The sequence below is a fragment of the Janthinobacterium sp. GMG1 genome (assembly GCF_034427795.1).
GTDB lineage: Bacteria > Pseudomonadota > Gammaproteobacteria > Burkholderiales > Burkholderiaceae_D > Janthinobacterium.
In genome coordinates, this window is sequence record NZ_JAXQNT010000002.1 from 497,459 (window position 1) to 517,460 (window position 20,002).

Genomic DNA, 20,002 nt, shown 5'->3' on the forward strand with positions numbered 1-20,002 from the left:
AACGCGCGCTCAACTGAAGATTGAAAGGAATTGATATGCCACGTCGTCGTGAAGTACCCAAGCGCGAAATTTTGCCAGATCCAAAATTCGGCAACACTGATGTCGCTAAATTTGTAAACGTGCTGATGCTGTCCGGTAAGAAATCGGTTGCAGAAAACATCATCTACGGTGCTTTCGAGCACATCGCAGCAAAATCGGGTAAAGATCCACTCGAAGTTTTTGCTACCGCAATCAACAACGCCAAGCCGTTGGTTGAGGTGAAATCCCGTCGCGTCGGTGGTGCAAACTACCAGGTGCCGGTCGAAGTTCGCCCAGTCCGTCGTATGGCTCTGTCCATGCGTTGGTTGCGTGAAGCTGCTAACAAGCGCAGCGAAAAATCGATGCCACAACGCCTCGGCGGTGAGCTGATGGAAGCGGCTGAAAGCCGCGGCGGCGCGATGAAAAAACGCGACGAAGTCCATCGTATGGCTGAAGCGAACAAAGCGTTCTCGCATTTCCGCTTCTAATATAAAGCCAGCTACCGCAAGGCGGCTGTCAAGCATCTGTTGTTCGAGGCCGGGCTCATTTTTGCAAAAAAATGCTGCTCGGTTTTGTCCATTCATTTAGGATTAATTATGGCCCGCAAGACCCCCATTGAGCGCTATCGTAATATCGGTATCTCCGCTCACATCGATGCAGGTAAGACGACCACGACCGAGCGCGTCCTGTTCTACACAGGCGTGAACCACAAGCTGGGCGAAGTCCATGATGGCGCTGCCACCACCGACTGGATGGCACAGGAGCAAGAGCGCGGTATCACGATTACCTCGGCTGCTGTTACGTGCTTCTGGAAAGGTATGGCAAACAACTTCCCAGCTCACCACATCAACATCATCGACACCCCAGGCCACGTTGACTTCACCATTGAAGTGGAACGTTCGATGCGCGTGTTGGATGGCGCCTGCATGGTTTACTGTGCAGTCGGCGGCGTGCAGCCACAATCGGAAACGGTATGGCGTCAGGCTAACAAGTACAAAGTGCCACGTCTGGCCTTCGTGAACAAGATGGACCGTACCGGCGCCAACTTCTTCAAGGTCTACGATCAGATGCGTTCGCGTCTGAAAGCCAACCCAGTACCTATTCAGATGCCTATCGGCGCTGAAGATGTCTTCACCGGTGTTATCGATCTGGTCAAGATGAAAGCGGTTATCTGGGACGACGCTTCGCAAGGCATGAAGTTTGAATACGGCGAAATTCCTGCACACCTGGCTGCTGATGCTGCCAAGTGGCGCGAGAACATGGTTGAAGCCGCTGCTGAAGCGTCGGAAGACCTGATGAACAAGTACCTGGAAGAAGGCGACCTCTCGGAAGAAGAGATCAAGGCTGCCCTGCGTCAGCGTACCATCGCCAGCGAAATCGTTCCAATGTTGTGCGGTACCGCCTTTAAAAACAAGGGCGTACAAGCCATGTTGGACGCGGTCATCGAGTACCTGCCATCGCCAATCGACATTCCACCTGTCCCAGGTCTGGACGAGGACGAGCAGCCAGTCGAGCGCGCCGCTGACGACAATGAGAAATTCTCGGCATTGGCGTTCAAGATCGCAACCGATCCGTTCGTCGGTCAGCTGTGCTTCATCCGTTGCTACTCGGGTACCCTGAATTCGGGCGACTCGGTGTTGAACTCCGTGAAGCAGAAGAAAGAGCGTATCGGCCGTATCGTGCAGATGCAAGCGAACGAACGCGAAGAAATCAAGGAAATGCGCGCTGGCGACATCGCCGCCGTCGTGGGTCTGAAAGACACCACCACTGGCGATACGCTTTGCGACGAGAAGGCAAGCGTCGTTCTGGAGCGCATGGTCTTCCCTGAGCCAGTGATTTCGCAGGCAGTCGAGCCAAAAACCAAGGCCGACCAGGAAAAAATGGGCTTGGCGCTGAACCGCCTGGCAGCAGAAGATCCATCGTTCCGCGTGCGTACCGATGAAGAATCGGGCCAGACCATCATCGCCGGTATGGGCGAGTTGCATCTGGACATCATCGTTGACCGCATGAAGCGTGAATTCAACGTTGAAGCGACCGTCGGCAAGCCACAAGTGGCTTACCGCGAAACGATCCGTAAAGTGTGCGAAGAGTCGGAAGGCAAATTCGTCAAGCAATCGGGTGGTCGTGGTCAATACGGTCACGTGGTTCTGAAGATCGAACCGCAAGAACCGGGCAAGGGCTTCGAATTCGTTGACGCGATCAAGGGCGGTACCGTTCCTCGCGAATACATCCCTGCAGTTGAAAAAGGTGTGCGCGACACGCTGACTTCGGGCGTGATGGCTGGTTACCCAGTCGTCGACGTGAAAGTCACGCTGTTCTTCGGTTCGTACCATGATGTTGACTCGAACGAAAATGCATTCCGCATGGCCGCTTCGATGGCATTCAAAGATGGCTGCCGCAAAGCATCGCCAGTCATCCTGGAGCCGATGATGGCCGTGGAAGTGGAAACGCCGGAAGACTACGCCGGTACCGTGATGGGCGATCTGTCGTCGCGTCGCGGCATGGTGCAAGGTATGGATGAAATTGCTGGCGGTGGCGGCAAGATCATCAAGGCCGAAGTGCCTCTGTCGGAAATGTTCGGTTACGCCACATCGTTGCGTTCGTCGACCCAAGGTCGTGCGACTTACACGATGGAATTCAAGCACTATGCTGAAGCACCTAAGCATGTGACTGAAGCAATCGTAAGCTCGAAAGCTAAGTAATAGAAGTTCCGGGCCGGCTTTCACGAGAATGCCGGTCCCTACATTTAAATCATTGTTCTAAGGAAGAATAAAATGGCAAAAGGTAAATTCGAACGGACCAAGCCGCACGTCAACGTCGGCACCATCGGCCACGTCGACCACGGTAAAACCACGCTGACCGCTGCAATCGCAACGGTTCTGTCGAAGAAATTCGGCGGCGAAGCTAAAGCATACGACCAGATCGATGCAGCACCAGAAGAAAAAGCGCGCGGTATCACGATCAACACCGCCCACGTCGAGTACGAAACGGAATCGCGTCACTACGCGCACGTTGACTGCCCAGGCCACGCCGATTACATCAAAAACATGATCACCGGTGCTGCCCAGATGGACGGCGCGATCCTGGTGTGCTCCGCAGCTGACGGCCCAATGCCACAGACCCGCGAACACATCCTGCTGGCCCGCCAAGTTGGCGTTCCATACATCATCGTGTTCCTGAACAAGTGCGACCTGGTCGACGACGCAGAGCTGCTGGAACTGGTCGAAATGGAAGTGCGCGAGCTGTTGTCGAAGTATGAGTTCCCTGGCGACGACGTGCCTATCATCAAAGGTTCGGCACGTATGGCGCTGGAAGGCAAAGAAGGCGAAATGGGCGTGGATGCAGTGTTGCGTCTGGCCGATGCCCTCGATTCGTACATCCCAACGCCAGAGCGCGCTGTTGACGGTGCATTCCTGATGCCAGTGGAAGACGTGTTCTCGATCTCGGGTCGCGGTACCGTGGTCACCGGTCGTATCGAGCGCGGCATTGTTAAAGTCGGCGAAGAGATCGAAATCGTCGGTATTATCGATACCGTCAAAACGACTTGCACCGGCGTGGAAATGTTCCGCAAACTGCTGGATCAAGGTCAAGCTGGCGACAACGTTGGTCTGCTGCTGCGCGGCACCAAGCGTGAAGACGTGCAACGTGGTCAAGTTCTGGCCAAGCCAGGCTCGATCAAGCCGCATGCGCACTTCACCGGCGAGATCTATGTTCTGTCGAAAGACGAAGGCGGCCGTCATACGCCATTCTTCAACAACTATCGTCCACAGTTCTACTTCCGCACGACGGACGTAACTGGTTCGATCGAGTTGCCAGCAGACAAAGAAATGGTCATGCCAGGCGATAACGTGTCGATCACCGTCAAGCTGATCAACCCGATCGCGATGGAAGAAGGCCTGCGCTTCGCTATCCGTGAAGGCGGTCGTACCGTCGGCGCTGGTGTTGTTGCAAAAATCCTGGCTTAATTCTTAAGCCTGCATAAAAGAAGACGCGTCGTCGCCCGGCGCCCTTCTTTTTATTCAACTGCCGGGGTTGGCAAGCATTTTGGTGCTATCATGTCGACCCTGACGGTTGTTGCGTCAGAAATTCCCGTATGACCTCATTGCCGTGCAGACCGCGCGGTTCGTTCTTTTAAGGAAATATCATGTCGGCACCAAACCAAAAAATCCGTATCCGCCTGAAGGCTTTCGATTACAAACTGATCGACCAGTCCGCTCTGGAAATCGTTGAAACCGCGAAGCGCACCGGCGCTGTCGTCAAAGGCCCAGTACCACTGCCTACCCGTATTCAGCGTTTCGACGTGCTGCGTTCCCCGCACGTCAACAAAACTTCGCGCGATCAGTTCGAGATCCGTACGCACCAACGCCTGATGGACATCGTTGACCCAACGGACAAAACCGTTGACGCGCTGATGAAGCTGGACCTGCCAGCTGGTGTTGATGTCGAAATCAAACTGCAATAATCGTTTTTAAGCAGGCCGGCGGGGTGTCCCGCTGCCTGATGATGGGGCCGGGCCTGCTCACGATCGTGAGTGCGCCCGGCCCCATTGCTATTGGTGCCTGCGCATCTCTGCAAAATCGCTTTACAGTGCCGCGGCCGGCCGATAAAGTTGCTGCATGCTTAATGCCCTCGATACCCACCTGTTAAATGCCACTCCCCGTCAGTGCTTGCGCGGCTGGCCGCGCTTCCTGACCGAATTCCTGTATTTCGGCATCAAGGAGGCAAGGTCGTGCCTGTTTGTGGGACTGTTTTTTGCTGCCGTGTTCCTGGTGCCGCGCGCCGGCCTGTTCGGCCTGCCACGCTATGACGTATTGCTGCTGGTGGCGCTGGCGATCCAGGGCGCGATGGTCTGGAGCGGACTGGAAACGTGGGATGAATTGAAGGCCATCTGCCTGTTCCATGCGGTCGGCTTCGCGCTGGAAGTGTTCAAGGTATCGGGGACGATCCAGTCGTGGAGCTATCCCGACTTTGCCTATACCAAGGTGTTCGGCGTTCCCCTGTTTTCCGGCTTCATGTATGCGGCCGTCGGCAGCTACATCATCCAGACCTGGCGCCTGCTCGACATGCGGATTCGTCATCATCCGCCGTACTGGATGGCGGTGCTGATCGCCGTGTTGATCTACGCCAACTTCTTCACCCATCACTACATCGGCGACTATCGCTGGTATCTGGCCGCCTGCGCGCTGGGTTTGTACGCGCGCACCACGGTGGTATTTCGTCCGCTCGACCGCGACCGCAGCATGCCCTTGCTGCTCGGTTTCGTGCTGGTTGGCTTCTTCATCTGGCTGGCTGAAAACATCAGTACCTTCTGGGGCGTGTGGCGCTATCCGAACCAGCTTGGCGCCTGGTCGGTCGTGCATGTCAGCAAATGGAGCTCCTGGTCGCTGCTGGTGGTGATGACGTTCACCATCGTGGCCCACCTCAAGCACATCAAGGCCAGCATCCACGTCGCCCAGCCGTAGGCCGGGCTCCGGGGTTTGCTTATTACAGGCTGGCCGCCACCGCGTCGAAGCGATTGCCGAGCGCAGCCTGCGGACCGCCTTGCAGCTGCCTGGCGTACTGGCGCAGCACTTGCGCCGAATACGTGCGCGAGGCGGGCGACAGCTTCGGCAGCAACGGCAGCACGCGTTCCAGATAGTCTGTGCCTTCCTGCCACTTGCCTTGCGCGGCCAGGGCCGACGCCAGTTCCACCATGCGGCGGCCGACGCGCGCATCGCTGCGTGGCTGCGCCGATTCTTCTGTGGCCAGCGCTTGCCGGTACAGCTGCTCCGCTTCGGCATTCTTGCCCTGCAAGCGCTTGATGCGGCCCAGGTTGTACTGGCGCTGCGAGAGGATGTCCGCGCTGGCCCCGGCCTGCTCGGCGCTGTGCAGGGCCTGTACGCAAGCCAGTTCCGCTTCGCCAAACTGGCCCTTGAGCTCGGCCGCGTTGCAGGCGTCTTGCTGTTCATTGGAGGTGGTGATCGTCGCTGGCGCCGCGCAGGCGGCCAGCAGGCTGACAGCGCATAGCAGGCTGATGGTATGGTTCTTCATAGTCTCCTCGGACGGGTGTCAAACACGGTGTATCGGTGGAGTCATGCTGCGATAAATATACTATAAGTTTTTTCGAGCGGGTGGCTTTTTGCCGGCGCGTGGCAAGGCGCGCGATTGACGCCGCTTGCGTGCTTCAGGGATACTCCGGGTCTGTCCACTAATGCGTGCCGCCGCCATGTCCAAGACTGTCCTGATCGTGGAAGATGAACAGGCGATTGCCGACAGCATCGCCTATGCCTTGCGCACGGACGGCTTTACGCCGCGCCATGTGATGTTGGGCGAGCACGCCCTGGCCGCGCTGCGCCCAACGCCCGGCGAAGCCGCGCAGATGCCCGTTCTGGTAGTGCTTGACGTGGGCTTGCCCGACATGAGCGGGCTGGAAGTGTGCCGCCGGCTGCGCCAGTTTTCCGAGGTGCCGGTGATCTTCCTGACGGCTCGCAGCGACGAGATCGACCGTATCGTCGGCCTGGAAATCGGCGCCGACGATTACGTCACGAAGCCGTTTTCGCCACGCGAACTGGTGGCGCGCATCCGCGTCATCCTGCGCCGCGCGGGTGTCGCGCAAGCTCCCCGCGAGACTGGCATGACGATAGCCGCGCCTGCCGCCGCGCCGGCGCGCTTCGAGTTGCGCGCGCTGGAGGCGAAAGTGCTCTTTCACGGCCAGCCGCTGGACCTGACCCGCTATGAATACCTGTTACTGAAAACCCTGCTCGAGCATCCGGGCCACGTGCTGTCGCGCGCGCAGCTGATGGAGCGCGTGTGGAGCGGGGCGCCCGATACGCTTGAGCGCACAGTCGACGCACACGTCAAATCGCTGCGCGCCAAGCTGCGTGCCGTCGATGCGCAGGTCGATCCCATCCACACCCACCGTGGCCTCGGCTACAGCCTGGCCGGCGCATGAGGATCGGCCTGCGCATCCTGCTCGGCTACTTCCTGATCGTGGGCTTGGCTGCGTGGTTCCTGCTGAATGTCTTCATGGAGCAGGTCAAGCCCGGCGTGCGTTCGACCCTGGAAGACACCCTGGTCGACACTTCGCAGCTGCTGGCCAGCCTGGTGGCGCCCGACCTGAAGGCGGGCACGCTGGCGCAGTCGCCCGTGGCCGAACGCATGCAGGATTACGCGCGCCATGGCGTGGACGTCAATATCAATGGCGTGCGCAAGCGCACGCTCGATTACCGCATCACCATCACGGACCGGCACGGCATCGTGCTGTTCGATTCCAGCGGGCGCGACGTGGGGCGCGACTATTCGCGCTGGAATGACGTGTACCTCACCTTGCAGGGCAAGTATGGCGCGCGCAGCACGCGCAGCCGGCCCGACGACGAGATGTCGACGGTGATGCACGTGGCCGCGCCGATTCGCGACGGCAATGAGGTGATCGGCGTGCTGACGGTGGCCAAGCCGAACGCCAGCGTGCAAGCGTTTGTCGAGCGCAGCCAACGCAAGATATTGCAGCGCGGCGCCATCCTGTTGCTGCTGTCGCTGCTGATCGGCCTGGCATTCGCCTGGTGGCTGCACCATGCGCTGGGCAAGCTGATGCATTACATCGGCGACGTGGAAGCGGGGCGCAAGGTGGCGCTGCCGGCGCTGGGAAAGAACGAGATCGGCACTCTGGGGCGGGCGCTCGAGGCGATGCGCACGCGCCTGGAAGGCAAGGAATACGTGGAGCAGCTGATGCACACCCTGGCGCATGAATTGAAAAGCCCGATCGCCGCCATCCAGGCCTCGGCCGAGCTGCTGCAGGAAGACATGCCGCCGGCCGAGCGCCGCCAGTTTCTCGCCAGCATCCTGGAACAGAATGCGCGCCAGCGGCAGCTGATCGACAAGCTGCTGGCCCTCGTGCGCGTGGAAAAACAGCAACGGCTGGATCACCCTGAGCGCATCGCGCTGGCGCCCCTGCTGGCGCAAGTGGCGCAGGACGCGGCCGCCACCCTGGCGGCGCGCGGCGTGCGCCTGCAGTTGCAGGCGGAAGAGGGCAGTGTGGCCGGGGACGCCTTGCTGCTGCGCCAGGCGCTGGGCAATTTGCTCGACAACGCGGCCGGCTTTGCGCCACCGGACAGCTGCATCGACCTGACGGCGCGGCGCCAGGGCAGCCAGGTCGAAATTGCCGTGCGCGACCGTGGCGCGGGCATCCCCGCGTATGCGCTGGAACGCGTCTTCGAGCGTTTCTATTCCCTGCCGCGCCCGAGCGCCGGCAAGAGCACGGGCCTGGGCTTGCCCTTCGTGCGCGAGGTGGCCTCGCTGCATGGCGGCACGGTCGAGGTGCTCAATCATGCGGAGGGCGGCGCCTGTGCGCGCCTGTGTCTGCCGCTGCTGGCTTAGCGCACTTTATTTACTGGCTTCACACAGACTGCATCGTCAGCGCACACAGCTTTTTTACACTGGCCGCCTTACTTCAAGGATGCGCCATGCAAAAAACTCTGTTAGTCAAAGCGTTGATCGTGTTCGGCCTGATGCTGCTGATCGGCCTGCCTTTGCTGATGATTCAGGAAACGATCAAGGAGCGGATGGAATTCCGCCAGGAAGCCGTCAACAGCATCGCCGCCGATTCGGTGCGCGAACAAACCATCATCGGTCCCATCCTCGTGATCCCGTATGTGGAGCAATATGACGAGCGGGTCGAGATCGCCGTCGACAAGGAGCAGAAAGGCAGCGTGCCGGCGCAGACGCAGGTGCAGCGCCGCGTCATGCAGCGCCGCTTGCTGGTGTACCCGAACCTCTTGCTGCAGGAAGGCACCATCGAGACCGACCGCCGCTACCGTGGCATCCACCAGGTGCTGGTGTACAGCGGCCAGCATGCGTTCAAGGGCGACTTCACGGTGCCCAGTCTTGAGCAGTTGCCGCGCAAGACGCCGGACGCGCGCGTGACCCTGGGCGAGCCGTTTGTTGCCTTGTCCATCGAGGACGTGCGCGGCATCCGCAACATCCCGAAAATCGACTGGGGCGGGCGCCAGATCGAATTCGAACAGGGCACCGACCTGTTTGCCTTCCGCAGCGGCCTGCATGCACCCCTGGGCGCCATGCCGCTGGCGCAAGCGCAGCAGGTGAAATTCAGTTTTGACCTGGGACTGGACGGCATCGAACGCCAGCATTTCGTGCCGGTGGCGAAAAACAGCCAGATCAGCATCAAGTCGAACTGGCCCCATCCGCAGTTTGGCGGGCGCTTCCTGCCGTCGCCGAAACACCGCCAGATCAATGCCGATGGCTTTCAGGTCGAATGGAATATCTCGTCGCTGGCCAGCAATGCGCAAACGCAGCTGAGCACGATCGAGGGCGAGTTCAAGGTGCCCGACAGCGCACCGCTGGGCCAGGTGGACCGTTTCAGCGTCGGCTTCATCGAGCCGATCAATGTGTATTCGCAGTCGGACCGGGCCACCAAGTATGGCTTGCTGTTTGTGGCGCTGACGTTTGCCGCCTTCTTCATCTTTGAAATTTTGAAAAGTCTGCCGATCCACCCGGTGCAGTATTTGCTGGTGGGCCTGTCGCTGGTGATCTTCTTCCTGCTGCTGGTGGGCCTGGCCGAGCATATCGCTTTCCTTGCCGCTTACCTGATCGCCAGCGCCGCCTGTATCGCGCTGACCAGTTTTTACCTGGCGCATGTATTGCACAACGCCTGGCGCGGCATCGGCTTCGGCGTGGCGCTGACCATGCTGTATGGCGCCCTGTACGGATTGCTGAACTCGGAAAACAATGCGCTGGTGATGGGCAGCATCCTGCTGTTCGCCGTCCTGGCCGCCATCATGGTGGCGACGCGCAAGGTTGACTGGTATCAGATTGGCAAAGGAGCGCCGCAGGAATAGGGGCCATCCGGGCGCCATGCGCCTCCGCATTTGCAGCCAGCCGTGACGGTGATGTGTCCTGGCTGGCTTTTTATTTGGCCGGAACGAAGGTGGCACAATAATTGGTAGTTGGTTGGTATTGTTTACGGTATTCTATTGGCATTGCTTTTTAGGTAATGGCGGGCGCCGTGGCGCCGGCCCGGGGCGGTGCGAGGATGGCGTGTCGTCCTGGTTGTTGTTCCATCTGATAAACGGAGACGAAATATGATCAAGAAGACGATGGCTTTCCTGTTTGCACTGGGCCTGAGCGCCTCGTATGCGGTTGCCGCCGGCGATGTCACGCAGTGCTATAGCGAGTGCGGGCAGAAGGTGGCCAATTGCCGCGCGCATCTCGGCGGCAGCCCCATCTGTGAGGACCTGTACGAGCATTGCCTGGCCAATTGCCAGAAGTAAGCACCTGCTCCCGGCAGCTTGCTTGGGTGCGCTTTGATTCCTGAAAAACACACAATTGGAGACATGCATGTACAAGAAAATCGCGGTATTCCTGTTTGCCATCGGTTGCAGCGCCTCGTATGCCATGGCTGGCAATGATTGCACGCTGGAGTGCGCCATCCGGGCCAACACGTGCTCGGGCGGCATGCCCGGCTCGGCCTCGAGCCCGATTTGCGAGATGGTCTACCAGCATTGCATCGAGCAGTGCAAGGTCTGAGCTGAGTCGCCCTGCGCCGGGCGCCAGGCCTGATACAGGAGGGCAAGATGGAGGAGGGCAAGGGGCGCGTACGCCGTGTACGCGCCCTTGTTGTTTCCGTGGCTGCCACTGACTTGCCGTCGGCGGCGCCCGGTGCGGCAGGCCGCATGCCGCCGTGCTTTGGGGCCGTTAAATTGCCTTGCGGCAGCGTTTTTCAGGCGCGCCGACAATTCCCGCAGGGGCGTCTTGCAACACTTTGACATACCTCGTGTTAACTTGTTGCGTCAAGGGTTTTTGTGCTATATACTAGTCGGCTTCGGTATGGATTCGTCTTTTTTGAGTCCTACGTTACTTTGTAGTTAAACAAGCCCCGCCCAATCGCAGGTGGGAATGGAGAAAAAATGAGCCTAGGCCTTCTCGGTCGCAAGGTTGGTATGATGCGCATTTTCACGGATGAAGGGGATTCGATTCCTGTCACCGTGTTGGACGTATCGAACAACCGTGTTGCGCAAATCAAAACCCCTGAAACAGATGGTTACTCCGCTGTTCAGGTCGCATTCGGTCAACGTCGCGCTTCCCGCGTGACCAAAGCTGTTGCTGGTCATCACGCTAAAGCTGGTGTTGAAGCCGGTACTCTGTTGAAAGAGTTCCGTGTCGACGCTGCCAAAGCCGCTGAACTGAAAGCTGGCGATGTTGTCGCTGCTTCCCTGTTCGAAGTCGGTCAAAAGATCGACGTGCAAGGCGTTACCATCGGTAAAGGCTATGCAGGCGTTATCAAACGTTACCACTTCGCTTCTGGCCGTGCAACGCACGGTAACTCGCGTTCGCACAACGTTCCAGGTTCCATCGGTATGGCACAAGATCCAGGTCGCGTTTTCCCTGGTAAACGCATGACCGGTCATCTGGGTGACGTTAACCGTACGATCCAGAACCTCGTGATCGCCCGTATCGATGCCGACCGTCAGCTGTTGCTGGTCAAAGGCGCGATTCCAGGTGCGAAAAATGGCCAGGTAGTTGTCTCGCCAGCCATCAAAACCAAAGCCAAGAAGGGAGCTTAAACGATGGAACTCAAGCTTCTGAATGCGCAAGGTCAAGCCGCCTCGAACGTTGCTGCAGCCGATACGATTTTCGGCCGTGACTACAATGAAGCGCTGATCCACCAAGTCGTCATCGCTTATCAAGCGAATGCACGTAGTGGTAACCGCAAGCAAAAAGACCGTGAAGAAGTTCACCACACGACGAAAAAGCCATGGCGCCAAAAAGGTACCGGCCGCGCTCGTGCTGGTATGTCGTCGTCGCCACTGTGGCGCGGCGGTGGTCGGATTTTCCCGAACTCGCCTGACGAAAACTTCACCCACAAAGTGAACAAAAAGATGTATCGCGCAGGTATCTGCTCGATCCTGTCGCAGCTGGCTCGCGAAGAGCGCCTGATCGTCATCGACGATCTGACGATCGACGCGCCAAAAACCAAGCTGCTGTCGCAAAAATTGAACGGCCTGGGCTTTGATTCGGTTCTGATCATCACCGACGTTCTGAACGAAAACCTGGAACTGGCATCGCGCAACCTGCCTAACGTACTCGTCGTTGAGCCACGTCACGCAGACCCGATGTCCCTGGTGTTCTACAAGAAGATCCTGGTCACCAAAGCTGCATTGGCCAAGATTGAGGAGATGCTGGCATGAGCGCGATTTTGAAACATAGCGAAGAACGCTTGATGAAGGTGCTGTTGGCGCCCGTGATTTCCGAAAAGGCCACCATGGTCGCGGAAAAGAACGAGCAAATTGTATTCCGCGTACTGCCGGATGCAACCAAGCCTGAAATCAAGGCAGCGGTCGAACTGCTGTTCAAGGTTGAAGTTCTGTCCGTGCAAACTGCAAACCGCGAAGGTAAGCAAAAGCGCACCGGCAAGTTCAACGGTCGTCGTAACCATACCAAGCGTGCTTTCGTGTGCCTGAAGCCTGGCCAGGAAATCAACTTCTCCGAGGAGGCTGCATAATGGCACTCGTTAAGATGAAACCAACCTCGCCAGGCCGTCGCGGCATGGTGAAGGTGGTGAATGCTGACCTGTACAAAGGTCGTCCATTCGCTGCCCTGGTTGAAAAGAAATCCAAGACCGCTGGTCGTAACAACAACGGTCACATCACCACCCGTCATATCGGTGGTGGTCATAAGCAACACTACCGCTTGATCGACTTCAAGCGCACCAAAGATGGTATTCCAGCGAAAGTGGAACGTATCGAATACGATCCAAACCGCACCGCGAATATCGCTCTGTTGTGCTACGCCGACGGCGAACGTCACTACATCATCGCAACCAAAGGCATGGCCGTTGGCGACAGCGTGATGAACGGTTCGGAAGCACCGATCAAATCGGGTAACTGCTTGCCAATCCGTAACATCCCGGTCGGTACCGTGATGCATTGCGTCGAAATGCTGCCAGGTAAAGGTGCCCAAATGGCACGTACCGCCGGCGCTGGCGTTGTGCTGATGGCACGTGAAGGTACCTACGCTCAAGTGCGTCTGCGCTCGGGTGAAGTACGTCGCGTGCACATCGAGTGCCGTGCAACGGTTGGTGAAGTCGGCAATGCCGAGCACAGCCTGCGTAAAATCGGTAAAGCTGGTGCGATGCGCTGGCGCGGTGTTCGTCCTACCGTTCGCGGTGTGGTCATGAACCCGGTCGATCACCCGCACGGTGGTGGTGAAGGTAAAACAGCAGCTGGTCGTCATCCAGTTTCGCCATGGGGCCAACAGACCAAGGGTAAGAAAACACGCAGCAACAAGCGTACGACTTCCATGATCGTCTCGCGCCGCGGCAAGAAATAAGGGGTAGCACATGACACGTTCATTGAAAAAAGGGCCGTTCTGTGACGCCCACCTGGTGAAAAAAGTTGAAGCCGCGCAAGCAGCCAAAGACAAAAAGCCAATCAAAACCTGGTCGCGTCGTTCGACAATCATGCCTGACTTCATCGGCCTGACGATCGCGGTTCATAACGGCAAGCTGCACGTGCCGGTTTATGTTTCCGAAAACATGGTTGGTCACAAGCTCGGCGAATTCGCACTGACCCGTACGTTCAAGGGCCATGCAGCTGACAAAAAGGCTAAGAAATAATGGAAACTAAAGCTATCCTCAAAGGTGTGCGCCTGTCGGACCAAAAGGGCCGCCTGGTTGCTGACCTGATCCGTGGCAAGAAAGTTGACGCTGCACTCAACATCTTGCAATTCAGCCCGAAAAAAGGTGCTGCGATCATCAAGCGTGTTCTGGAATCGGCAATCGCCAATGCGGAACACAATGATGGCGCGGACATCGACGAATTGTTCGTGAAAACGATCTACGTCGAAAAGGGCCCGGTCCTGAAGCGCTTCACCGCGCGTGCAAAAGGCCGTGGCGACCGTATTTCGAAACAATCCTGTCACGTTTACGTGACTGTCGGTAACTAAGGAGCCACGATGGGTCAGAAAATTCATCCAACCGGTTTCCGTCTGGCGGTCACCCGTAACTGGGCTTCGCGCTGGTATGCAGGCAACGGTAATTTCGCTGCCATGCTGAACGAAGACTTGAAAGCACGTGCTTACCTGAAAAAGAAACTGAAGAACGCTTCCGTTGGCCGCATCGTTATCGAGCGCCCAGCCAAGAACGCGCGCTTCACGATCTACAGCTCGCGTCCAGGCGTGGTCATTGGTAAAAAAGGCGAAGACATCGAAGTACTGAAGTCGGCGCTGACCAAGATCATGGGCGTACCTGTTCACGTGAACATCGAAGAAATTCGCAAGCCAGAAATCGACTCGCAACTGATCGCCGATTCGATCGCTCAGCAGCTGGAAAAACGGATCATGTTCCGCCGCGCCATGAAGCGTGCAATGCAAAATGCAATGCGCCTGGGTGCTCTCGGTATCAAGATCATGTCGTCCGGCCGTCTGAACGGTATCGAAATCGCGCGTAAAGAGTGGTACCGCGAAGGCCGCGTGCCTCTGCATACCCTGCGCGCCGATATCGACTACGGTACCAGCGAAGCGTCGACCACCTACGGCATCATCGGTGTCAAGGTGTGGGTATACAAAGGTGACCGCGCGCCTAACGGCGATGCACCAGTCATCGATACCCCAGCTGACGAGAAGAAAAGCCGCGGCCCACGCCGTGACGATGGCAAGCCAGCTGGCCGTCCACGTCCAGCCGGTGCCGGTGCGAAACCATCCACAGCACCAGGTGCACGTGTGCGTACCGCCGCTAAACCGGCCGCCGCAGCAGCACCAGCTGAGAAAGCAGGAGAATAATCATGCTGCAACCAGCACGCAGAAAGTATCGTAAAGAGCAGAAAGGCCGTAATACCGGTATTTCGCACAGCCGCGGCACCGCCGTGTCGTTTGGCGAATTCGGTCTGAAGGCAGTTGCGCGCGGTCGTATCACTGCGCGTCAAATTGAAGCGGCGCGTCGTGCAATGACGCGTCACATCAAGCGCGGTGGCCGTATCTGGATCCGTATTTTCCCGGACAAACCGATTTCGAACAAACCGGCTGAAGTCCGTATGGGTAACGGTAAAGGTAATCCTGAGTACTACGTCGCTGAAATTCAGCCAGGCAAAGTACTGTACGAAATGGATGGCGTTGATGAAGCGCTGGCACGGGAAGCATTCCGTCTTGCCGCCGCTAAACTGCCACTGGCGACGACGTTTGTCATCCGCCAAGTCGGCCAATAATTGGAGTTGTATATGAAAGCATCTGAACTCCGCGGCAAGGACCAGCCAGCTCTGCAAAAAGAGCTGAATGACCTGTTGAAGGCACAGTTCGGCCTGCGCATGCAAATCGCTACGCAGCAGCTGAGCAACACTTCGCAGCTCAAGAAGGTACGCCGCGATATCGCGCGTGTGAAGACGGTAATGAATCTGAAGGAAGCCAAATGAACGAACCAGTGAAACAGTCGCTCAAGCGCACGCTGATCGGTAAAGTGGTTTCGGACAAGATGGACAAGACCGTTACCGTTCTGATCGAGCGCCACGTAAAACATCCTTTGTATGGCAAGATCATCATGCGCTCGAACAAGTATCACGCGCATGACGAGACCAACCAAGTCAAGGCCGGTGACACGGTCGAGATCCAGGAAGGTCGCCCGATCTCCAAAACGAAGGCATGGACGGTGACACGTGTGGTTCAAGCCGCACCAACCGTTTAAATAAAAACCACCGTTTCGGCGGTGGCTTTTAATTAGTACTTGCAGGCCCGCAAATTGTATGTAATACTTGCGGGCTTCGTTCATGTAACGCCGCAAAGTGTCTGGCCACAGACAGTAGCATTCGCGGTCAGTTGATGTATGAAGGTCATGCACCCAAACAGTGAAGCCCAGCAGGGCGGCTCTGGCGGGACCAAGACTGACCGTGGGTCTACATTGTGTGGATTCTTCGGCTTAAGTTGGGAAAGAGAATACTATGATTCAAACTGAAAGCCGGCTCGAAGTGGCTGACAATACCGGTGCCAAAGAAGTAATGTGCATCAAGGTATTGGGCGGCTCCAAGCGCCGTTATGCTGGCATTGGCGATGTGATCAAGGTAACCGTTAAGGTTGCTGCGCCACGTGGCCGTGTCAAAAAAGGTGAAATTTATAACGCCGTGGTTGTGCGCACCGCTAAAGGTGTTCGCCGCCAAGACGGTTCCCTGGTGAAGTTCGACGGCAATGCCGCCGTTCTGTTGAACGCCAAGCTGGAACCGATCGGTACCCGTATTTTTGGACCTGTCACGCGCGAACTGCGCACTGAGAAGTTCATGAAAATCGTGTCCCTGGCACCGGAAGTCCTGTAAGGAGTCGTAATGGATAAGATTCGTAAAAACGACGAAGTCATCGTTCTGACCGGGAAAGACAAGGGCAAACGTGGTGTGGTACAGCAGCGTATCGATGCTGAACATATCGTGGTTGACGGCATTAACATCGCTAAAAAAGCGACTAAGCCAAACCCGATGACTGGCGTAACTGGTGGTATCGTCGATAAGACCATGCCAATTCACGTGTCCAACGTTGCATTGTTTAATGCAGCGACTGGCAAGGCAGATCGCGTGGGTTTCAAAGAAGTGGACGGCAAGAAAGTTCGCATCTTTAAATCCTCCGGCGAAGTAGTGAAGGCTTAAGAAATCATGGCACGTCTCCAAGAATTCTATAAAGAAAAAGTCGTTGCCGACCTGACCAGCAAGTTTGGTTACAAGTCGGTAATGGAAGTTCCACGCCTGACCAAGATCACCCTGAACATGGGTGTTGGTGAGGCTATCGCGGATAAAAAAGTTCTCGAGCACGCAGTTGCTGACTTGACCAAGATCGCCGGCCAGAAGCCAGTGACCACCAAGTCCCGCAAAGCGATCGCAGGCTTCAAAATCCGTGAAGGTTACCCGATCGGTACGATGGTCACCCTGCGCGGCGCTCGCATGTACGAGTTCCTGGATCGCTTCATTACCGTGGCTCTGCCGCGCGTACGCGATTTCCGTGGTGTGAACGGCCGTGCATTTGATGGTCGTGGCAACTACAACATCGGTGTCAAGGAACAGATCATTTTCCCTGAAATCGAATACGACAAGATTGACGCGTTGCGCGGTATGAATATCAGCATCACGACAACCGCTAAGACCGATGACGAAGCCAAAGCTTTGCTCGCCGCCTTTAAATTCCCTTTCAGGAACTGATCATGGCCAAACTGTCACTGATTAATCGTGAGATCAAGCGTGCTGACCTGGTGGCGAAATTCGCCCCTAAGCGCGAAGCTCTCAAGGCCATCGTCGATGACCAATCGAAATCGGAAGAAGAGCGCTACGAAGCTCGCCTGAAATTGCAGGCGCTGCCACGTAACTCGAACCCGACGCGTCAACGTAACCGTTGCGCCATCACTGGTCGTCCGCGCGGCACATTCCGTAAATTCGGTCTGGGTCGTATCAAGCTCCGTGAATTCGCCATGCGTGGTGAAATTCCGGGTATGACAAAAGCAAGCTGGTAATAGGAGAATATGCAATGAGTATGAGCGATCCTATCGCCGATATGCTGACCCGCATTCGCAATGCACAAGGCGTGCAAAAGACGACCGTGGCCATGCCATCGTCGAAAGTCAAAATTGCGATTGCCAGCGTCCTGAAGGACGAGGGTTACATTGAAGATTTCGCTGTTGCCGAAGCTGGTGGCAAAGCGGAACTGAAAATCGGTTTGAAGTATTATGTTGGCCGTCCCGTCATTGAGCGCTTGGAGCGCGTGTCCCGTCCGGGTCTGCGCGTCTACAAGGGTAAAGACGAGATCCCTGTTGTGATGAATGGCTTGGGTGTGGCGATCGTGTCGACTCCGCAAGGCGTCATGACTGACCGCAAAGCACGCGCTACCGGTGTCGGCGGCGAAGTTATTTGCTACGTGGCTTAAGGAGTTACACATGTCTCGAGTAGCTAAAATGCCTATCGTAGTGCCAGCTGGCGCCGAAGTCGCCATCTCCGCACAAGCGATCACCGTAAAAGGCCCGCTGGGCGTACTTTCCCAGGCCCTTACCGGCCAGGTCAAAGTAGAAAACAATGCAGGAACCCTGAGTTTCGACGTGGCGAACGACAGCCGCGAAGCCAATGCCATGTCCGGCACGCTGCGCGCACTGGTCAACAACATGGTTGTTGGCGTCACCAAGGGTTTCGAGAAAAAGCTGAACCTGGTAGGCGTGGGTTACAAGGCGCAAGCTCAAGGCGACAAGCTGAATCTGTCCCTGGGTTTCTCGCACCCTGTAGTGCATGACATGCCAGCTGGCGTTACCTGCGCAACACCAACCCCGACCGAGATCCTGATTAAAGGTATCGACCGTCAACAGGTTGGCCAGGTAGCCGCTGAAGTTCGTGCTTACCGCGCTCCTGAGCCTTATAAAGGCAAGGGCGTTCGCTATGCGGACGAAGTGGTTAAGCTTAAAGAAACCAAGAAGAAGTAATTAGGGGCTGACGATGGATAAGAAAGAATCACGGCTTCGCCGCGGACGCCAAACCCGCATCAAGATTGCGGAATTGAAAGTAAATCGCTTGTCGGTGCATCGCACCAACCTGCACATTTACGCCAACCTGATCAGCCCGGACGCTAAAGTCCTGGTTTCGGCCTCGACGGCTGAAGCGGAAGTTCGCGCTGAACTGGCAGGCCAATCCGGCAAAGGCGGCAATGCCGCTGCTGCAGCCTTGATCGGCAAGCGCGTCGCTGAAAAAGCGTTGAAAGCAGGGATTACCGAAGTTGCGTTTGACCGCTCCGGTTTCCGTTACCACGGCCGTGTGAAAGCGTTGGCAGAAGCCGCACGCGAAGCCGGTCTGAAGTTCTAAGGATCAATCATGGCAAAAATGCAAGCAAAAATGCAAAGCGACAAGCCGGATGATGGCATGCGCGAAAAAATGATCGCGATCAACCGCGTGACCAAAGTGGTCAAGGGTGGTCGTATCATGGGTTTCGCCGCGCTGACCGTAGTTGGTGATGGCGATGGCCGCGTCGGCATGGGCAAGGGCAAATCGAAAGAAGTGCCAGTTGGCGTGCAGAAGGCAATGGAAGAAGCCCGTCGCAACCTGATCAAAGTACCGCTCAAAAACGGTACCTTGCATCACACGGTTGTTGGTCGTCACGGCGCCTCCAAGGTCCTGATGAACCCAGCTAAGCCTGGTACTGGCGTTATCGCTGGTGGCGCAATGCGCGCTATCTTCGAAGTGATGGGCGTGACGGACGTGGTGGCGAAATCCACCGGTTCGAACAACCCATACAACCTGGTACGCGCTACGCTGGACGGCCTGTCGAAAATGAGCACTGCTTCCGATATCGCTGCCAAACGCGGCAAGTCGGTCGAAGACATTCTGGCTTAAGGTGGACAAAATGACAAACACAGTCAAAGTGCAATTGGTCAAGGGCTTGATCGGTACGCGCGAATCGCATCGCGCTACCGTGCGCGGTCTGGGTCTGCGTCGTGTAAATTCGGTTTCCGAATTGCAAGACACCCCATCCGTACGCGGCATGATCAATAAAGTATCGTATCTCGTTAAAGTTGTCGGGTAAGCCTTCGGGCTTACACGAACGGAGCAAATCATGGAATTGAATACTATTGCACCAGCCGAAGGCGCTAAGCACTACAAGCGTCGCGTCGGTCGCGGTATCGGCTCCGGCCTGGGTAAAACCTCGGGTCGTGGTCACAAAGGTCAGAAATCGCGTTCGGGCGGCTTTCATAAAGTCGGTTTCGAAGGCGGTCAGATGCCTCTGCAACGCCGTCTGCCTAAGCGCGGTTTCAAATCGATGCACGCAACCTTCAAAGCTGAAGTGCGCCTGTCCGATCTGAACAACCTGGCTGTTGGCGATGTCGACATTCTGGTCTTGAAGCAAGCTGGCGTTCTGGGCGTGTTGGCCCGTGACGTGCGCGTGATCTTGTCCGGCGAAATCACCAAAGCGGTGAATTTGAAGGGCTTGAAAGTGTCCGCTGGCGCGAAAGCAGCCATCGAAGCAGCCGGCGGCTCGGTAGCCTGAGTTGACCGCT

The 20,002-nt window shown here is 57.0% G+C and carries 31 protein-coding genes; 30 read left to right on the top strand and 1 reads right to left on the bottom strand.

Annotation, left to right across the window (positions count from 1 at the left end):
* Nucleotides 1-35: 35 nt before the first annotated feature.
* From rpsG to SJI03_RS07220, 5 genes are all read left to right on the top strand, one after another.
* The gene (gene rpsG / locus SJI03_RS07200) at nucleotides 36-506 is read left to right on the top strand and encodes a 30S ribosomal protein S7 (RefSeq protein WP_010394377.1); all 471 of its coding nucleotides are present in this window, start codon (nucleotides 36-38) and stop codon (nucleotides 504-506) included.
* Between the two features lie 108 nt (nucleotides 507-614).
* Nucleotides 615-2,720 (top strand): elongation factor G, encoded by a 2,106-nt coding sequence (gene fusA, locus SJI03_RS07205; protein WP_099380512.1) that lies wholly within the window; start codon nucleotides 615-617, stop codon nucleotides 2,718-2,720.
* Between the two features lie 72 nt (nucleotides 2,721-2,792).
* A complete protein-coding gene (gene tuf, locus SJI03_RS07210) occupies nucleotides 2,793-3,983 on the top strand; it encodes an elongation factor Tu (RefSeq protein ID WP_100875273.1) in 1,191 nt (396 codons plus the stop codon).
* 179 nt (nucleotides 3,984-4,162) lie between these two features.
* On the top strand, nucleotides 4,163-4,480 hold the full coding sequence (rpsJ, locus tag SJI03_RS07215; RefSeq protein WP_010394389.1) for a 30S ribosomal protein S10: 318 nt from the start codon (nucleotides 4,163-4,165) through the stop codon (nucleotides 4,478-4,480).
* Between the two features lie 154 nt (nucleotides 4,481-4,634).
* Nucleotides 4,635-5,480, top strand: coding sequence for a DUF817 domain-containing protein (locus SJI03_RS07220; protein ID WP_322426686.1), 846 nt, complete (start codon nucleotides 4,635-4,637; stop codon nucleotides 5,478-5,480).
* A gap of 22 nt (nucleotides 5,481-5,502) precedes the next feature.
* On the opposite strand, the gene SJI03_RS07225 is transcribed toward SJI03_RS07220, so the two are convergent.
* Complete coding sequence (locus tag SJI03_RS07225; protein ID WP_322426687.1) at nucleotides 5,503-6,048, bottom strand: tetratricopeptide repeat protein; 546 nt, start codon at nucleotides 6,046-6,048, stop codon at nucleotides 5,503-5,505.
* A 175-nt stretch (nucleotides 6,049-6,223) separates the two neighbouring features.
* On the opposite strand from SJI03_RS07225, the gene creB reads away from it, so the two are divergent.
* From creB to rplO, 25 genes are all read left to right on the top strand, one after another.
* Complete coding sequence (gene creB, locus SJI03_RS07230) at nucleotides 6,224-6,949, top strand: two-component system response regulator CreB (protein ID WP_322426688.1); 726 nt, start codon at nucleotides 6,224-6,226, stop codon at nucleotides 6,947-6,949.
* Nucleotides 6,946-8,370 carry a two-component system sensor histidine kinase CreC gene (gene creC / locus SJI03_RS07235; protein ID WP_322426689.1) on the top strand — a complete coding sequence of 475 codons (1,425 nt, stop codon included), beginning with the start codon at nucleotides 6,946-6,948 and terminating at the stop codon, nucleotides 8,368-8,370. The genes creB and creC overlap by 4 nt, the downstream gene beginning before the upstream one ends.
* A gap of 86 nt (nucleotides 8,371-8,456) precedes the next feature.
* Nucleotides 8,457-9,848: a cell envelope integrity protein CreD gene (gene creD, locus SJI03_RS07240; RefSeq protein ID WP_176387682.1), complete on the top strand. Its 1,392-nt coding sequence runs from the start codon at nucleotides 8,457-8,459 to the stop codon at nucleotides 9,846-9,848.
* Nucleotides 9,849-10,091: 243 nt separating this feature from the next.
* Nucleotides 10,092-10,280: a hypothetical protein gene (locus tag SJI03_RS07245; protein ID WP_176387683.1), complete on the top strand. Its 189-nt coding sequence runs from the start codon at nucleotides 10,092-10,094 to the stop codon at nucleotides 10,278-10,280.
* Between the two features lie 67 nt (nucleotides 10,281-10,347).
* Nucleotides 10,348-10,536, top strand: coding sequence for a hypothetical protein (locus SJI03_RS07250; protein WP_035824017.1), 189 nt, complete (start codon nucleotides 10,348-10,350; stop codon nucleotides 10,534-10,536).
* A 380-nt stretch (nucleotides 10,537-10,916) separates the two neighbouring features.
* On the top strand, nucleotides 10,917-11,573 hold the full coding sequence (rplC, locus tag SJI03_RS07255) for a 50S ribosomal protein L3 (RefSeq protein ID WP_010394393.1): 657 nt from the start codon (nucleotides 10,917-10,919) through the stop codon (nucleotides 11,571-11,573).
* A gap of 3 nt (nucleotides 11,574-11,576) precedes the next feature.
* Nucleotides 11,577-12,197 carry a 50S ribosomal protein L4 gene (gene rplD, locus SJI03_RS07260; protein ID WP_034753197.1) on the top strand — a complete coding sequence of 207 codons (621 nt, stop codon included), beginning with the start codon at nucleotides 11,577-11,579 and terminating at the stop codon, nucleotides 12,195-12,197.
* The gene (gene rplW, locus SJI03_RS07265) at nucleotides 12,194-12,511 is read left to right on the top strand and encodes a 50S ribosomal protein L23 (protein WP_010394398.1); all 318 of its coding nucleotides are present in this window, start codon (nucleotides 12,194-12,196) and stop codon (nucleotides 12,509-12,511) included. The genes rplD and rplW overlap by 4 nt, the downstream gene beginning before the upstream one ends.
* Nucleotides 12,511-13,338, top strand: a complete 828-nt coding sequence (gene rplB / locus SJI03_RS07270) for a 50S ribosomal protein L2 (RefSeq protein ID WP_034753198.1) — start codon at nucleotides 12,511-12,513, stop codon at nucleotides 13,336-13,338. The genes rplW and rplB overlap by 1 nt, the downstream gene beginning before the upstream one ends.
* 10 nt (nucleotides 13,339-13,348) lie before the next feature.
* Nucleotides 13,349-13,624, top strand: coding sequence for a 30S ribosomal protein S19 (gene rpsS / locus SJI03_RS07275; RefSeq protein WP_008444295.1), 276 nt, complete (start codon nucleotides 13,349-13,351; stop codon nucleotides 13,622-13,624).
* Nucleotides 13,621-13,953 (top strand): 50S ribosomal protein L22, encoded by a 333-nt coding sequence (gene rplV / locus SJI03_RS07280; protein ID WP_170840583.1) that lies wholly within the window; start codon nucleotides 13,621-13,623, stop codon nucleotides 13,951-13,953. The genes rpsS and rplV overlap by 4 nt, the downstream gene beginning before the upstream one ends.
* Before the next feature lie 9 nt (nucleotides 13,954-13,962).
* A complete protein-coding gene (gene rpsC / locus SJI03_RS07285; RefSeq protein WP_034753199.1) occupies nucleotides 13,963-14,787 on the top strand; it encodes a 30S ribosomal protein S3 in 825 nt (274 codons plus the stop codon).
* Between the two features lie 2 nt (nucleotides 14,788-14,789).
* Complete coding sequence (gene rplP, locus SJI03_RS07290; protein WP_034753201.1) at nucleotides 14,790-15,209, top strand: 50S ribosomal protein L16; 420 nt, start codon at nucleotides 14,790-14,792, stop codon at nucleotides 15,207-15,209.
* 12 nt (nucleotides 15,210-15,221) lie between these two features.
* Nucleotides 15,222-15,413 (top strand): 50S ribosomal protein L29, encoded by a 192-nt coding sequence (gene rpmC, locus SJI03_RS07295; protein WP_010394412.1) that lies wholly within the window; start codon nucleotides 15,222-15,224, stop codon nucleotides 15,411-15,413.
* Entirely contained in the window at nucleotides 15,410-15,682 is a 273-nt protein-coding gene (rpsQ, locus tag SJI03_RS07300; RefSeq protein ID WP_010394415.1) for a 30S ribosomal protein S17, read from the top strand. The genes rpmC and rpsQ overlap by 4 nt, the downstream gene beginning before the upstream one ends.
* Nucleotides 15,683-15,935: 253 nt before the next feature.
* Nucleotides 15,936-16,304: a 50S ribosomal protein L14 gene (gene rplN / locus SJI03_RS07305; protein WP_008444317.1), complete on the top strand. Its 369-nt coding sequence runs from the start codon at nucleotides 15,936-15,938 to the stop codon at nucleotides 16,302-16,304.
* A 9-nt stretch (nucleotides 16,305-16,313) separates the two neighbouring features.
* Nucleotides 16,314-16,628, top strand: a complete 315-nt coding sequence (gene rplX, locus SJI03_RS07310) for a 50S ribosomal protein L24 (RefSeq protein ID WP_034753204.1) — start codon at nucleotides 16,314-16,316, stop codon at nucleotides 16,626-16,628.
* Between the two features lie 6 nt (nucleotides 16,629-16,634).
* Nucleotides 16,635-17,174, top strand: coding sequence for a 50S ribosomal protein L5 (gene rplE, locus SJI03_RS07315; RefSeq protein WP_010394421.1), 540 nt, complete (start codon nucleotides 16,635-16,637; stop codon nucleotides 17,172-17,174).
* A gap of 2 nt (nucleotides 17,175-17,176) precedes the next feature.
* Nucleotides 17,177-17,482 (top strand): 30S ribosomal protein S14, encoded by a 306-nt coding sequence (rpsN, locus tag SJI03_RS07320; RefSeq protein WP_010394423.1) that lies wholly within the window; start codon nucleotides 17,177-17,179, stop codon nucleotides 17,480-17,482.
* 14 nt (nucleotides 17,483-17,496) lie between these two features.
* On the top strand, nucleotides 17,497-17,892 hold the full coding sequence (gene rpsH / locus SJI03_RS07325; protein WP_034753208.1) for a 30S ribosomal protein S8: 396 nt from the start codon (nucleotides 17,497-17,499) through the stop codon (nucleotides 17,890-17,892).
* A 10-nt stretch (nucleotides 17,893-17,902) separates the two neighbouring features.
* The gene (rplF, locus tag SJI03_RS07330) at nucleotides 17,903-18,436 is read left to right on the top strand and encodes a 50S ribosomal protein L6 (protein ID WP_034778281.1); all 534 of its coding nucleotides are present in this window, start codon (nucleotides 17,903-17,905) and stop codon (nucleotides 18,434-18,436) included.
* A gap of 13 nt (nucleotides 18,437-18,449) precedes the next feature.
* Entirely contained in the window at nucleotides 18,450-18,812 is a 363-nt protein-coding gene (gene rplR / locus SJI03_RS07335; RefSeq protein WP_010394431.1) for a 50S ribosomal protein L18, read from the top strand.
* 9 nt (nucleotides 18,813-18,821) lie between these two features.
* A complete protein-coding gene (gene rpsE / locus SJI03_RS07340; protein ID WP_010394433.1) occupies nucleotides 18,822-19,340 on the top strand; it encodes a 30S ribosomal protein S5 in 519 nt (172 codons plus the stop codon).
* Nucleotides 19,341-19,350: 10 nt separating this feature from the next.
* Nucleotides 19,351-19,530, top strand: coding sequence for a 50S ribosomal protein L30 (rpmD, locus tag SJI03_RS07345; RefSeq protein WP_010394435.1), 180 nt, complete (start codon nucleotides 19,351-19,353; stop codon nucleotides 19,528-19,530).
* A gap of 30 nt (nucleotides 19,531-19,560) precedes the next feature.
* The gene (rplO, locus tag SJI03_RS07350; RefSeq protein WP_034753211.1) at nucleotides 19,561-19,992 is read left to right on the top strand and encodes a 50S ribosomal protein L15; all 432 of its coding nucleotides are present in this window, start codon (nucleotides 19,561-19,563) and stop codon (nucleotides 19,990-19,992) included.
* Nucleotides 19,993-20,002 lie beyond the last annotated feature (10 nt).